Raw genomic sequence first — 13,355 nt, forward strand, 5'->3', positions numbered from 1 at the left:
AGCTGACAGCCAGTTATGAACCGATATATGATTGTTTTTTATTAAGTTGATGAATAAATATTTAAGAAAAACATGAAAATTGATGATATTGATGCCTTTGTAGCGGTGATGCGCTGTCAGTCCATCAGTCAGGCAGCTCGCGAGTTAGGTTTGACACAACCGGCAATTACCAGGCGTGTGCAGAATTTTGAGGAGGCCCTGGGGGTGCAGTTGTTGGACCGCAATTCGAAACCGCCCAGAGCGACGGTTTTGGGCCGACGCGTGCATGAGCAATGCAAGGCAGTGTTGCGGGAGATTGACATTTTGTGCGAGATGGCGGCCCGTGATTTGCCTCCCGCAGGCAATATCCGTCTGGGGCTCACGCAGGGCATTGGAGAACTGGTTACGCTGCCAGTGTTGGCCGAGTTGCAAAAAAAATGGCCAGATGTTTATCCCCAGGTCGTGACGGGCTCCAGCGGCCAGTTGTTGCTTGAACGTCTGGAATGCGGGGAGCTGGATGCCGCTGTCCTGTTCTTGCCTGCGGGTACTTCCCTGCCCAAAAATATTCATGGGGAAAGACTGTTTAAATCGAAACTTATCGTGATGGGCTGCAAAGACGAGTGGCCCAAGCGCCAGTATGTGTTGGAACAATGCAATAGCAAGGGTTGGGTATTGAACCCGGATGGTTGTGGTTTCCGGGCGGGTCTGATGCGTGCCCTGGCCATGCAAGGTTTGCATTTGCGTGTCAATCTTGACTCCTATAGCAGGAGTATCCAGCTGCAAAGCATTGCGCAGGGGTTGGGACTGGGGCTTTTTCCGGAACCTTTTTTGCATGGTAATGAGTGGAGTGATCAGCTTGGCAGGGTCAATGTGACCAATTTCAAACCGGTTATTGAGTTGTGGCTGGTATGTGACAATACGTTGGGGAACTTGAGGGAACCAGTCAGGGACTTCGGCAAATATGTTGCTCATTTCATGACCGCACTAAACGGCAGTTAGCGCAGCGCGCCCGGCCGTGCTTAGAATGCTGTCGTTCTGTGGTGTGTGGATACGACTGCATAACACATCCCGGTAATGACGCTCAAGTGGGTTGTTACGGCTAAGGCCATGATTGCCGGTCAGCGACAGTGCCAGTTCCACTGCCTGGATGGCGTTATTGGTAACAATGTATTTGACCAGACCGCTTTCGCTTGTCGCTGGTGGATTATTCCGATCGGTTTTTTCCGTCAAATTGTCCAAGGCGATTTTATTTGTATACAGTAACGTTTCAATACGGCCTACCTGTTCCTGTATTCGTGGCAGCGTAGACAAGGGGGCACCCAGACTGCTGGGTGTCCGGTTACGTAGAAAATCAAAAAGCCAGTCACGGGCTGCACGCGCAATGGCATCATACAGCGTACTCAACAGGACAATCATCCAGGCCTGCTGGTCTTTGTTTTGTCCCAAATCAGTGTGTGCCTTACCACCCGCTACCCATTCTTCAGGATGGCGCAAATCGATGGCGTGGCTATCTGGAAGATGAACATTGTCAAAAACCACCAGATGGCTGCCGGATGCACGCAACCCCAGATGATCCCAGTTTTTCACAATACTCAGTCCTTCGCTGACGCTTGGACGGTGTACCAGAAATACACCTGTACGCGGTTTTTCTTCATCAGTTCTGGCCCAGACTGCCATCCACTCCAATGCGGGTGAACCGGTACAGTAGATTTTCTGGCCACTCAGCAGCCATCCATTGTCTTTTTTCCGTGCAACGGTGTCAGGCAAGCCTCCTCTGGAGGGAGAGCCCTGTTCAGGTTCAACGCGCAGCGAGTTAATCAGGCCGCCTTGCAGTACACGTTCACGTATCACCTGGGGCCACTGATTGTCGGGACGGCCCAATTGACGGTGATTTAGGTAGGTCATGGTTAGTACCAGTGCCGTTGCCGGCTCGGCATAGGCAATTGCCTCAATGACTTTACGGGCCTGGGAAAGTGTTGCTCCATGTCCGAACGGCGCGGGTGCGACCAGTTGTATCAGTCCAGCCTGCTTCAGGGTGGTAAAGTTTTCATGCGGAAATTGTCCGCTTTGATCGAAATGGGCCGCTGTTTTCTGAAAGGTCGTACGCAGTGAAAGAAGATCCATATCTGAAATGATCGTTGGTGTCTTTATGGCTGTACTGGTTGTATTGCTGAAAATCGTCATCGTTATAGCCTGCACATGAAGCAATTCTTTGGAAAAGACCCATATTAAGGTCTTCGGCCAATAAGTTTAAATATGCAAAATTTATATAAAAATTTATTTTTTGTATTTAAAAATTTTATAAAGAGGATGTAATCTTCCCGGACTAACTGCAGTTTTGTGCAGATCGATAAATTGATAACTAAATGAGTTTCGGGAGTTTCTTCAGATGAGTGTGCAAATTATTGGAATGATCCAAAGTCAAAAACAATCGGAAATACACGCACCAACAGGGCCGGTCATTGATCGCGACTATGTCCGGGATTTTGCACAGGCGCATGAGCAGGCTGGGTTTGACCGGATTCTGGTACCACATCATTCAACCGGCCCTTCGGCTGCTCATACGATTGCCTATGCGGCCGGTGTCACAGAGCGGATCCATTTCATGCTGGCACACCGTCCGGGGTTTGTGTCTCCCACCTATGCGGCCCGTGATATTGCTTCCCTGGACCAATTTACCGGTGGGCGTCTCGGTGTTCACTTCATTTCTGGCGGGTCTGATTATGAGCAGCGCAGGGACGGTGACTATCTTGATCACGATGAACGTTATGAGCGCACGGATGAATATCTGCACATACTGCGTCAGGTGTGGACGGCCAATGCGCCTTTCAGCCATGAGGGAAAGTATTACCGTTTTGAAGATGCATGGTCTGATGTCAAACCGGCCCAGAAACCGCACGTGCCCATTTTCTTTGGAGGGGCCTCTGAAGTTGCTCTTGATGTTGCTGCGCGGCATGCAGATATCTATGCCCTGTGGGGGGAGTCACTGGATCAGGTGCGTGAATTGACCCAGCGTGTGAGTGTCAAGGCAGCTGTGAATGGACGAAAAATTGGTTTTTCGGTTTCTTTCAGACCGATTTTGGCGGAGACCGAAGAAAAAGCCTGGGAGAAGGCAGACCGGATTCTGGCACAGGCGAAGCATTTGCGTGCTCTGCAGGGATTGACCGAGCCAGGCGATCCACAGCAAAGTGAGGGAGCAAGACGTTTGCTGGCCGCGGCAGAGCAGGGATCCAGGGTGGATCAGTTGTTGTGGACGGAAATTGCCAAATTGACCGGTGCACGCTCCAATTCCACAGCCTTGGTGGGAACCCCTGAGCAAGTTGCTCAAGCCCTATTGCAATATTACGATCTTGGGGTAGAGACTTTCCTGTTGCGCGGTTTTGATCCTCTTGAGGATGCGAAAGATTATGGTCGTGAACTTATCCCAAGGTTACGTGAAGGGGTTCGTGCACGTCAGTCATCGTTAACTCAAGCGGTCGCTTGAGTACGATTGCTCATCACCTAGAGAGGCAATATGAATGCAATTGAACTTTTGGATCAACCCACCGCGACAGGGCAAGGATTGGTATTCAATCATGAGCCGATCCAGAAATTTTGGTTTGATCCTGATTTGTCAAACCGTACGATTAAACAAGAAAGGCGCTATCGTCAGACACGTTTGGCAGCCGCTTTCCGCTTATTTGCACGTTACGGTTTTGACCAGGGATTAGCCGGTCATATTACGGCACGTGATCCTGAGTTACAGGATCATTTTTGGGTAAATCCATTAGGTGTCCACTTTTCTCGTATACGTGTTTCCGATTTGTTGTTAGTGAATAGTCGTGGAGAAACTGTGATAGGTCAACGGCCTTTGAATAAAGCCGCTTTTGCCATTCATGCCGCTATTCATGAGGCACATCCCAATCTGGTGGCTGCCGCCCACACCCATTCCACTTTTGGCAAGGCCTGGTCTTCACTGGGGCGTAAGCTGGATCCATTGACCCAGGATTCCTGTTCTTTTTATGAAGATCATGTCCTTTTTGATGACTTTACCGGCATGGTCGTGGATATCAGTGAAGGAGAGAGGATTGCCCAGGCACTTTTCAAGCAGGATCAGACTGCTAGCAAGGGTGTCATCCTGAAGAATCACGGCATTTTGACGGTTGGTACAACGGTTGAGGCAGCAGCCTGGTATTACATTGCGCTTGATAATGCGTGTCATACCCAATTGCTCGCAGAAGCTGCGGGTACTCCCCAGCCAATTGATCATGAGACGGCAAGACTGACCCATTCGCAAGTGGGGGGCAGTGAGGGGGCACGTTACGCATTTGAAAGTTTATACGCAGGTTTGCTGGAAGCAGAACCTGACTTTTTGGATTAGGAGTAATTTATGCATAAATTCAGTCAAATCAACCGGCGCAGGTTTTTAGGCCTGACACTTGGGACTGCACTGGCCACACCTGTTTTGTTACACAACCGCCAAGCTTGGTCAAACCCGAAAAAACTGGTCTTTGCCTGGAACCAGAATGCCTTTTGCCTGACGCCAGTTGTAGTTGCCAAAGAGCTGGGCTATTTTGAGAAAAACGGTCTGGATGTCGAATTGCTCAATTACAGCGGCTCTACCGATCAGTTGCTGGAATCGGTTGCAACAGGCAAGGCTGATGCTGCCATTGGCATGATACATCGTTGGTTGAAGCCGCTTGAGGCGGGCTTCGATGTAAAAATTGTGGGCAGCTCGCATGGGGGATGTGTCCGTTTGCTGGGACACAAGGCGTCAGGCGTTAACCAATTGAGCGACCTGAAAGGAAAAACAGTGGGTGTTAGTGATCTGGCCGCACCCGGCAAGCATTTTTTCACCATTCTGCTGGCAAAAAATGGTATTGATCCGGATAAGGATATCACCTGGCGCCAGTATCCCGCCGATTTGCTGGGGATTGCCGTGGACAAGGGTGAAATTCAGGCGATTGCCGATGGTGACCCCAATCTTTATTTGCTGGAAAAACGGACCAATGGTGCCTATGTAGAACTGGCTACCAACCTGTCCGGGGAGTACGCGCGCAAGGTTTGCTGCGTGGTGGGGGTCCGTGGAGAGCTGGTGCGCAATGACAAGCCAACCGCAGCAGCGCTGGCGCGATCCATTGTGCAAGCCAGTGATTTCATGTTGGAAAATCCCAATCAGGCAGCACGTATTTTTGCAAAATACTCACCCAAGATTACAGAAGATGATTTGATCAAGCTGTATGACACGCTGACGTTTGACCATCATCCTACCGGCTTTGACCTGCAGGAGGAAATTGCATTCTTTGCCGATGACTTCCAACGTATTGGTGTAATCAAACCTTCGACAGACACAAAACGCCTTGCGCAGCATGTCTATGTTGATGTTTTGGGGTGATGATATGAATGAGCTTATTGCAAATGGCGTATTGGTCCAAGAGTCTGATGTTGCCCAGGCAGATCGTGCTGTAGCACCGTCGATGCTATGGCATTCTGGGCTGCTTGCCGGCCTGGCCTGGATCGCTTTCGGCATTTTGACCTGGGGGGTGCCGAATCACGTTGTCGGTTTTACCGACTGGCTGTATACCAAGGAATTGGGTGTGGCGGGTGTGTTGGTTGGTGCCGGCCTGTTATTGTTTTCCACTTCATGGGCCCAGCGGGCGGGTGGCACCCGTCTGCAGGAGTTGCGACCTTACGGGGCATGGCTTGTTGCCGTACCGGTGATATTGGGATTGTGGGAATACTTCACTGCGAAAACAGGCCTTTTGCCAGTACCGTTTTTTGCACCGCCACAGTCGTTGATTGATGTATATATCGATGATTGGCAACGTTTGGGTGGCAGTGTCGTCAATACACTGAAGCTGCTGGCAATAGGCGTGGCCTACGGTGCTGTGGTAGGGTTTCTGGTCGGTGTGTCGGTAGGCTGGTCAAAAAGCATTGGTTATTGGGTTCATCCCGTGTTGCGTGTCTTGGGGCCTTTGCCCGCCACGGCATTATTGCCCCTGACCTTTTATTTTTTCCCTTCCAGTTATTCAGCTGCCATTTTCCTGGTGGCGCTGGCAACCGGGTTTCCCGTTGCGGTATTGACATGGTCGGGGATTGCCAGTGTCAGCAAGAATTACTATGACGTTGCCCGCACTATGGGTGCTTCCGAGTGGTTTTTGATCTTCCGGGTTGCCATTCCGGCTGCCTTGCCACAGGTTTTTGTTGGTCTGTTTATGGGGTTGAGCGCTTCTTTTTCGGTCCTGGTGACGGCAGAAATGATGGGCGTTAAATCCGGTTTGGGATGGTACCTGACCTGGGCTCAGGGCTGGGCATCATATACCAATATGTATGCTGCGCTCATTGTGATGGCCTTGCTTTTTTCAGGCTTGATTTCCCTGCTGTTTCTGGTGCGGGATTATGTGTTGTCGTGGCAAAAAGGAACAGTGAAATGGTAGCCATTGCTGAACAGCGTGAACAGGTGGAAAACCACCAGCAAAATATTGGTTCACAAATCGATATCTGTCAGGTCAGTCATGTTTTTGATACACCAAAGGGCAAACTGCCCGTATTGAACCAGGTCAACCTGACGGTACAGGCCGGTGAATTTGTTGCGTTGCTGGGCCCCAGCGGGTGTGGCAAATCAACCCTGCTGCGTCTGGTGGCCGGCCTGGAACCGGCGACACAAGGCACACTCCTGCAGGATGATGAGCTTATTGTTCGGCCGGATCCTTCACGGATTGTGGTGTTCCAGGATCCGACATTGTTTCCATGGCGAACCGTCTGGGACAATGTGGCATTGGGACTGCAGGCGAGGGGCTTGCTCAGGCGGGACCGCCATCGTGTTGATGATGCCTTGAACCGTGTTGGCCTGGGCGAGTTTGCCCAAAGCTATCCTCATCAGCTTTCAGGGGGTATGGCCCAGCGAGTGGCTTTTGCTCGTGCCTTGGTGAATGATCCATCCCTGCTCATTCTGGATGAGCCTTTGGGCAAGCTTGACTCTTTAACGCGTTTGGCGATGCAAACCGAACTGGTTGATTTGTGGCGCAAGAATGGGTTTTCGGCTCTGCTGGTCACCCATGATGTCGAGGAGGCCCTGTTTCTTGCCCAGCGGGTTGTTGTGTTCAGTGAACGTCCTGCCCGTATCAAGGCTGAAATCAGGGTGGATTTGCCTTACCCACGCCATCGCGGCGATCCGAGAATTGCAGCCCTGCGCCGTGAGGCATTGGCGCATTTGGGTTTGGATGACAGCTGGTAATGATGGACAATTGTAGCAACAGACAGCAGGTGGGGTCATGAACGCTCCCCCCATGACGCAATGGCTTAATGACTTGTTGTCAGTCTTGCAATGGCTGCAGCAAGGTATCTTATGGATATTTCATGCCCTGACGGGGCGCCAGACCGAATTTGGCCAGCCAGCCTGGCCATTTGATTATCGTATTGCCGGAGAGATCCTGATTATTGATCATGGATTGGCAAGGAATTTGATCATCAGTCTCGTTGCGGTTTTGCTGATATTGCTTTTGTTTGTTCTGGCATGTTTCTGGCGCAGGGCCCGCTGGTATTTGGGTGTGGTTGCCGTGCTGCTGGTGGTTTTTGTGCCGTGGCCGGGAACAACGATCCTGACCAATGCCATGCCTGCCAGCATGCATCAATCTCCTACCGGTTTCAATGCAGACAGCATACAGCGGGGCAGTCAGCTTTATGCCAGACATTGCCTGAATTGCCATGGGGCAGATGGACGTGGGCATGGTGTTGATGCAAAAAAACTTTCATTCCTGCCGCCGGATTTGTCAAGCCAGCTATTGGGCAAGCGGGCAGATGGTGAGCTGGTGTGGCATATGTTGTATGGCATGCAGGACGGGCAGGGGCAACAGACGATGCCAGGTTTTGCTGAGGAATTGACCGCAGAGGATACTTGGTCATTGCTTGATTACCTGAAAGCATTGGCAGCTGGGCAAGGTGCTGCGCGCAATGGTGCATGGCCGATTCCGGTGGCGTTGCCTGACTTTGATGTGCTGTGCAATTATGGTGACAGCGGACGCATGCGTAGTCTGCAGCGTCATCAGTTTGTCAGGCTGGTTGCCGTTGGGGGTGAAGAAGAAATCATGGAAGATCCTCGTCTTTATACAGTTTTGGTGGGGCCGGCAGCGGATACCCATGAGAATCCTTATGTGCAATGTCGTGTGAAAGATGATGCGGTGTGGCAAAGCCTGGCATTGATAGCGGGAACTACGCCAAAGGATCTTCCCGGGAGTCAGTTTCTGGCGGATCAGGACGGCTGGTTGAGGGCCCGTACGTTTACGGCCTGGAGCACTGATGATTTTTTGTGCCGGGATGGAGAAACATCCGCAAAGAAGGAAAAATCGGTAGATGAATTGCAAGAACTTCTGTTACGCATGGAGCGCGAACCCGTGAAATATATAAAGGGTGGATTTGTGCACTGAATAGTTAAGTTTAAACAGGCTGGCCTTTGTGTTTGGTTGGCCTGTCAATTTTACAGACAACAATATCAAAGATAATGAATACAGAACAGAGAACTTTCCATTTGGGTGCCTACTTCACCGGTTCCGGTGTTCAGGGCGATAGCTGGAGGCATCCGCAGGCTGATACGGATGCTTATACTGATTTTACCAAGTACATTTCCTATGCCCAAAAACTGGAGGCGGCCAAATTTGATGCTGTCTTTTTTTATGACAATGTGTTTTCCGCCTCAGACAGTGAGACGGTGGCACGCAGTCCACAGGCTCCCCGCTGGGATCCTGTCGTACTGTTGTCCGCGCTGGCAGTGGTGACTAGCCGAATCGGGTTGGTGGCTTCTGTCAGTACCAGTTATAACGAACCCTATAACGTTGCCAGGAAGTTTGCCGCCCTGGACCATCTGAGTAAGGGGCGGGCTGGCTGGAATGTAGTTACTTCTACCGGTGGTGGAGAGAACTTCAATTTGAGCAGGCATATGGATCATGCCAAACGCTATGAACGGGCCCATGAGTTCGTTGATGTGGTGACGGGTTTGTGGGACAGTTGGGCAGATGATGCTTTCCTTCGTAACAAGGAAACGGGTCAATGGGCAGATTCTGCCAAGCTGCATGTACTTAATTATGAGGGAGAGTTCTTCAGGGTGAAAGGGCCATTGAATGCACCCAGACCTTTGCAGGGGTGGCCGGTTTTATCGCAGGCTGGTTCATCGGAGTCAGGCAAGGATCTGGCGGCCCGGATTGGGGAAATGCTTTATACCGCAGCCCAGGACAAGGAAGATGCCCAGGCTTTTTTTGCTGATGTCAAGGCACGAGCAGCATTGCTTGGAAGGCCCGCTTCAAATATCAAGATTTTGCCTGGAGTAATGCCTGTCATTGGGCGGACCCAATCAGAGGCTGAAGACAAATTTGAGCAATTACTTGAAACCCGCGATGTGGATATTGTTTTGCAGTCTTTGTCGAATTATGCCAGCTTGGGCCTTGATCTGACCAGATTGGGGTTTGATGATGAAGTACCTTTGCCAGAGATTATCCCGGTAACCAACTCGCATAAAAGCCGCCAGCAACTGTTGGTTAACTGGATCCGGAATGAGCGTCCTACCGTGCGTCAGCTATACACAAAATGGAGTGCAGGTGGACACCGTTTCTTGGTGGGCACGGCCCAGTCAATTGCCGATGATTTTGAAGAATGGTTTTATGACAAGGCTTGCGATGGTTTCAATATCATGTTCAGTAGTACGCCAGGCGGACTGGATGATTTTGTCGAGCTTGTTGTGCCTGAGCTTCAAAAACGTCAATTGTTCCGCAAGGAATATACCGGATTGACACTTAGGGATCATCTGGGTTTACCGTTTAAGGAAAACCAGTTTTTTAACAGTTAAGACATCTGTTATTGCAACAGGAATTCTCCAACAATATTTTAAATTTACAGGACTTGAAAAATGAGTAGTATCGTACCTTTACGTACTTTCGTGAGTGCCTTTTCTGCATTACTGGATCAAACAGGTGATGAGGCTCAGATACTTGAAAAAGGAGGGGCCTTGCTGGCCGATTTGGTCGCCGAGGACAGTTGGCTGCCCGAACTGCTTGCACAGCCTGATCCAGACAGGTATCAGCAGTTTTTATTACATGCCGATTCGGGCGGGCGGTTTTCAATTGTCAGTTTTGTATGGGGACCGGGGCAAAGTACCCCGATACATGACCACACTGTTTGGGGGCTGATCGGTATGTTGCGTGGAGCAGAATATTCACAGGGTTTCAGGCGAGAGGCAGATGGTGAATTAGTGCCTGATGGTGGGGCGATTTTGCTGAAACCGGGGCAGGTTGAGGCAGTTTCTCCTACCATTGGTGATATACACAGGGTATATAACGCATACCCTGATCAGGTTTCTGTCAGCATTCATGTTTATGGTGCCAATATCGGTGCGGTACGTCGTTCTGTGTATCGTGAGGATGGAACAATTGCCGAGTTTATTTCAGGCTATTCGAATATCTGGAACGAATCTAAACCTTGATGATTACTTAAATAAATGATTTAAAACGGTTTTGAACGGGATTCAGGAAAATATTGGTGGTAGATGCACGTAATAACATGAATGCCTGTGTTTAAGCTATGTTTTCTTTGGGAACACGGCTGCCGTTATTATAAGGGCCCCACCGATGACCATGCGCAGGGTGGGTTCCTCTGCAAACAGTATCCAGGCGACAACGATAGCATATACCGGTTCAAGGGCAATAATCAGTCCTGTTGTGCGAGCGGTTAAAGCGCGCAGGCTGAATACGAACAGGTAATGGGACAGGGCCGTGCAGAAAATGCCAAGAACCGCCATCCAGCCATAATCCTTGGGCGCCAGCATGCCGATATCGCCAAAAACAAAGGGCAGGGTAAGTGCCGCAACCAGCAGGTTTTGCCAGAAAGCCACTTGCACCGGGTCCAGGTTGACGGCACTTTTACGGTTGATGACAGCCAGCACGGCAAAGGAAAAGCCGGAAACAACTCCCCATGCCAGGCCAATGGTAGAGGCACTGGCGGGATCGGCCGAAGGGGTTACCAGCAAGAGTCCGAGCAGTACCAACAGCAGTAAAAAGCTTTCCCTTTTGCCAATCGTGTCTTTCAGGAAGAGGCATTCAAGCAGGGTAATGAATGCCGGAAAGCTGGCAAAACCCAGGGTGGCCAAGGCAACTCCGCCAGTCTTGATGGCAATGAAAAAAGTCACCCAGTGAATGGTGAGAGACAGGCCTGCCATGAACAGCGTTCTGAGCGTGCGCCGGTTAATGTTCCTGGTAATCGAGATGCGCAGGAAAAATGCCACTAGAGCCAGAGTCAGGGCGGCAAACAAGGCCCGTCCAAAGGTAATTAGGGTGGGGGTACCGTCTATCAGGGCACCCAGCACACCGGTCAGACCGAATAAAAATGCGGCAAAGTGGGCAGCGGCAAGACCCAGGCGTTGGGGAATCATAGGTAAATGTTCAATACATAAACACAAACCGTCATTGTCTGTATGACGGTTTGTTTTGGCAAGGGCTATTGGCGTTTAGCCAAATTTAAAGCTGGTGGCGGTAATGCCACCAAATGCGTTTGTTTCATGATACACACAGGTGGCGGCATCATCACCGGCCGAACCAACCGCCACCATTAATGGAATCAGGTGGTCTTCCTGCGCATGGGCCAGGCGGGCAGCAGGGGCTTGTTCCCATTGCTCCAGGGCATGGCTGCGGGCTTCCCGGGTTTTTCCCAAAATGGTATCCTGCAACCATTGATCAAATTTTGCCGAAGGGGCCGAACCGGCCGGGCCCAACAGGCGCAAGTTATGGTAGCTTAGGCCACTGCCAATAATCAGTACCCCTTCATCGCGCAAGGCAGCCAGTGCCTGACCCATGCGAATATGATAGCCCGGGTCATAATGATGGTTAATAGAGACTTGCACCACCGGAATGTCGGCATCGGGAAAAGAAACGGCCAAAGGTACAAAAGCACCATGGTCAAAACCGCGATCCAGGTCAATGCGGGTTTCAAAGCCGGCTTCAGTCAACATGTTTTGTATTTGGGCGGCTAAAGCCGGGTGGCCGGGGGCGTTGTAGTGAACATGATAAGTATGTTCGGGGAAGCCGTAATAATCGTAAAGCATACCCGGCTTTTCACTGCCCATGATCAGGATTTCATTGCCAATCCAGTGTGCTGAAACCATGACAATGGCTTTGGGCTTTTCCGGCAGCTGGGCAGGCAGTTGTTCAAGAGACTCCCGCAATGCTTTGTATTGTTCATCCCATTCCCGGATATAAGGCCAGGGGCCGCCGCCGTGCGAAATAAAATAAGTGGGCATTTTCATATGAGTTCCTTGTAAAAAACAATAGCCAGCCGGTTTTTTTTGCGGGTTCTTGCAGCGCCTGAATGATATTGGGCAAATCAGTGTTTGGCTGTATGTAAAAAACCGTTTTCATGGAGCCAGGATATTCTAATCAGGATTTTGAGGGAAATAAATCGGGTTAACCTGAATGCACTGTTCCGCAAATGGAATAGTGCCATTTAAGCGCTGAAAACATCATCAATAAATCGGGGTTTCTTGCCTGGGTCATAAGCATTACCCGGACTTGATGGGGTAATTTGGCAGAGCTAATCAGACCGGTAATTTTCTTTTCGGAAAAAATGGACAAATAAAAGTGGAGGACTGGTATGAATATTGCTAAGATGACAGAATTATTTTATTCATCAGTTTTTGTGCAAGGTTAATTATGTCATCTCGGAATCGTCTTGATTTTGTTCGTTTTTCATTGGGTCAGGGTGTTTTGAAGTTTGGCCAGTTTAAAGTCAAATCTGGTCGGCTCAGTCCTTATTTTTTTAATGCCGGCCTGTTTGACTCTGGAAAATCGGTGGGTGAACTGGCTCAGTTTTATGCCCAGGCACTGGTTGATTCCGGGGTAGAGTTCGATATGTTGTTTGGCCCTGCTTACAAGGGTATTTCACTGGCGACGGCTACTTCTATTGCCTTGGCTAATCATCCTGCCCTGAAGGGTCGTGATGTGCCATTTGCCTTTAACCGCAAAGAAGCAAAAGATCATGGCGAGGGCGGTGTATTGGTGGGTGCGCCTCTGCAGGGCAAAGTGGTTATTATCGATGACGTGATTACCGCAGGTACGTCGGTGCGTGAATCGGTGGACATTATCCGTAAGGCTGGCGCCACGCCTGCTGCCGTACTGATTGCGCTTGACCGGATGGAAAGGGCCGGTCCCGATGATGCGCTGTCCGCCCATTCAGCGGTTCAGGATGTGTCGCAAACGTATGGCATTCCGGTTGTCAGCATTGCCTCTTTGAACGATATCATGCAATTGCTTAATGAGGATCCGGCGTTTGCCGAACATAAAGATGCAGTGGTGGCCTATCGTGCGAAATATGGCGTGAACTAATCGCTGTGGGCTGTTTCGTTTGTTCGTTCGCATGCT

13 protein-coding genes are annotated in these 13,355 nt (G+C 50.3%); 10 read left to right on the forward strand and 3 right to left on the reverse strand.

Going from position 1 to position 13,355, the window contains the following annotated elements:
* The first annotated feature begins 72 nt into the window (after positions 1-72).
* A complete protein-coding gene (locus HCX92_RS03480; protein WP_169293523.1) occupies positions 73-978 on the forward strand; it encodes a LysR family transcriptional regulator in 906 nt (301 codons plus the stop codon).
* Here HCX92_RS03480 and HCX92_RS03485 read toward each other — a convergent pair.
* Complete coding sequence (locus HCX92_RS03485) at positions 964-2,103, reverse strand: acyl-CoA dehydrogenase family protein (protein WP_248289986.1); 1,140 nt, start codon at positions 2,101-2,103, stop codon at positions 964-966. The two genes, HCX92_RS03480 and HCX92_RS03485, sit on opposite strands and share 15 nt — an antisense overlap.
* Positions 2,104-2,368: 265 nt before the next feature.
* Here HCX92_RS03485 and HCX92_RS03490 point away from each other — a divergent pair, with 265 nt between their 5' ends.
* The 8 genes from HCX92_RS03490 (at position 2,369) to HCX92_RS03525 (ending at position 10,429) form a co-directional block, all read left to right on the forward strand.
* Complete coding sequence (locus tag HCX92_RS03490) at positions 2,369-3,463, forward strand: LLM class flavin-dependent oxidoreductase (RefSeq protein ID WP_169293525.1); 1,095 nt, start codon at positions 2,369-2,371, stop codon at positions 3,461-3,463.
* A 30-nt stretch (positions 3,464-3,493) separates the two neighbouring features.
* On the forward strand, positions 3,494-4,339 hold the full coding sequence (locus HCX92_RS03495; protein WP_169293526.1) for a class II aldolase/adducin family protein: 846 nt from the start codon (positions 3,494-3,496) through the stop codon (positions 4,337-4,339).
* A 9-nt stretch (positions 4,340-4,348) separates the two neighbouring features.
* Entirely contained in the window at positions 4,349-5,353 is a 1,005-nt protein-coding gene (locus HCX92_RS03500) for an ABC transporter substrate-binding protein (protein ID WP_169293527.1), read from the forward strand.
* 4 nt (positions 5,354-5,357) lie between these two features.
* Positions 5,358-6,395, forward strand: a complete 1,038-nt coding sequence (locus tag HCX92_RS03505; RefSeq protein ID WP_169293528.1) for an ABC transporter permease — start codon at positions 5,358-5,360, stop codon at positions 6,393-6,395.
* Positions 6,389-7,195, forward strand: coding sequence for an ABC transporter ATP-binding protein (locus tag HCX92_RS03510; protein WP_169293529.1), 807 nt, complete (start codon positions 6,389-6,391; stop codon positions 7,193-7,195). Before HCX92_RS03505 ends, HCX92_RS03510 begins: the two co-directional genes overlap by 7 nt.
* Positions 7,196-7,232: 37 nt before the next feature.
* Positions 7,233-8,384 (forward strand): cytochrome c, encoded by a 1,152-nt coding sequence (locus HCX92_RS03515; protein ID WP_169293530.1) that lies wholly within the window; start codon positions 7,233-7,235, stop codon positions 8,382-8,384.
* A 74-nt stretch (positions 8,385-8,458) separates the two neighbouring features.
* Positions 8,459-9,796, forward strand: coding sequence for an LLM class flavin-dependent oxidoreductase (locus tag HCX92_RS03520; RefSeq protein ID WP_169293531.1), 1,338 nt, complete (start codon positions 8,459-8,461; stop codon positions 9,794-9,796).
* A 60-nt stretch (positions 9,797-9,856) separates the two neighbouring features.
* Positions 9,857-10,429, forward strand: a complete 573-nt coding sequence (locus HCX92_RS03525; RefSeq protein ID WP_169293532.1) for a cysteine dioxygenase — start codon at positions 9,857-9,859, stop codon at positions 10,427-10,429.
* Positions 10,430-10,525: 96 nt separating this feature from the next.
* On the opposite strand, the gene HCX92_RS03530 is transcribed toward HCX92_RS03525, so the two are convergent.
* Both HCX92_RS03530 and HCX92_RS03535 read right to left on the reverse strand, forming a co-directional pair.
* A complete protein-coding gene (locus HCX92_RS03530) occupies positions 10,526-11,371 on the reverse strand; it encodes a DMT family transporter (protein WP_371808387.1) in 846 nt (281 codons plus the stop codon).
* Positions 11,372-11,449: 78 nt separating this feature from the next.
* The gene (locus HCX92_RS03535) at positions 11,450-12,244 is read right to left on the reverse strand and encodes a class III extradiol ring-cleavage dioxygenase (protein ID WP_169293534.1); all 795 of its coding nucleotides are present in this window, start codon (positions 12,242-12,244) and stop codon (positions 11,450-11,452) included.
* Positions 12,245-12,647: 403 nt separating this feature from the next.
* Here HCX92_RS03535 and pyrE point away from each other — a divergent pair, with 403 nt between their 5' ends.
* Entirely contained in the window at positions 12,648-13,319 is a 672-nt protein-coding gene (gene pyrE, locus HCX92_RS03540; protein ID WP_169293535.1) for an orotate phosphoribosyltransferase, read from the forward strand.
* Positions 13,320-13,355 lie beyond the last annotated feature (36 nt).

The sequence above is a fragment of the Advenella sp. EE-W14 genome (genome assembly GCF_012923605.1).
In the GTDB taxonomy this organism is placed as follows: Bacteria; Pseudomonadota; Gammaproteobacteria; order Burkholderiales; family Burkholderiaceae_B; genus Advenella; species Advenella alkanexedens.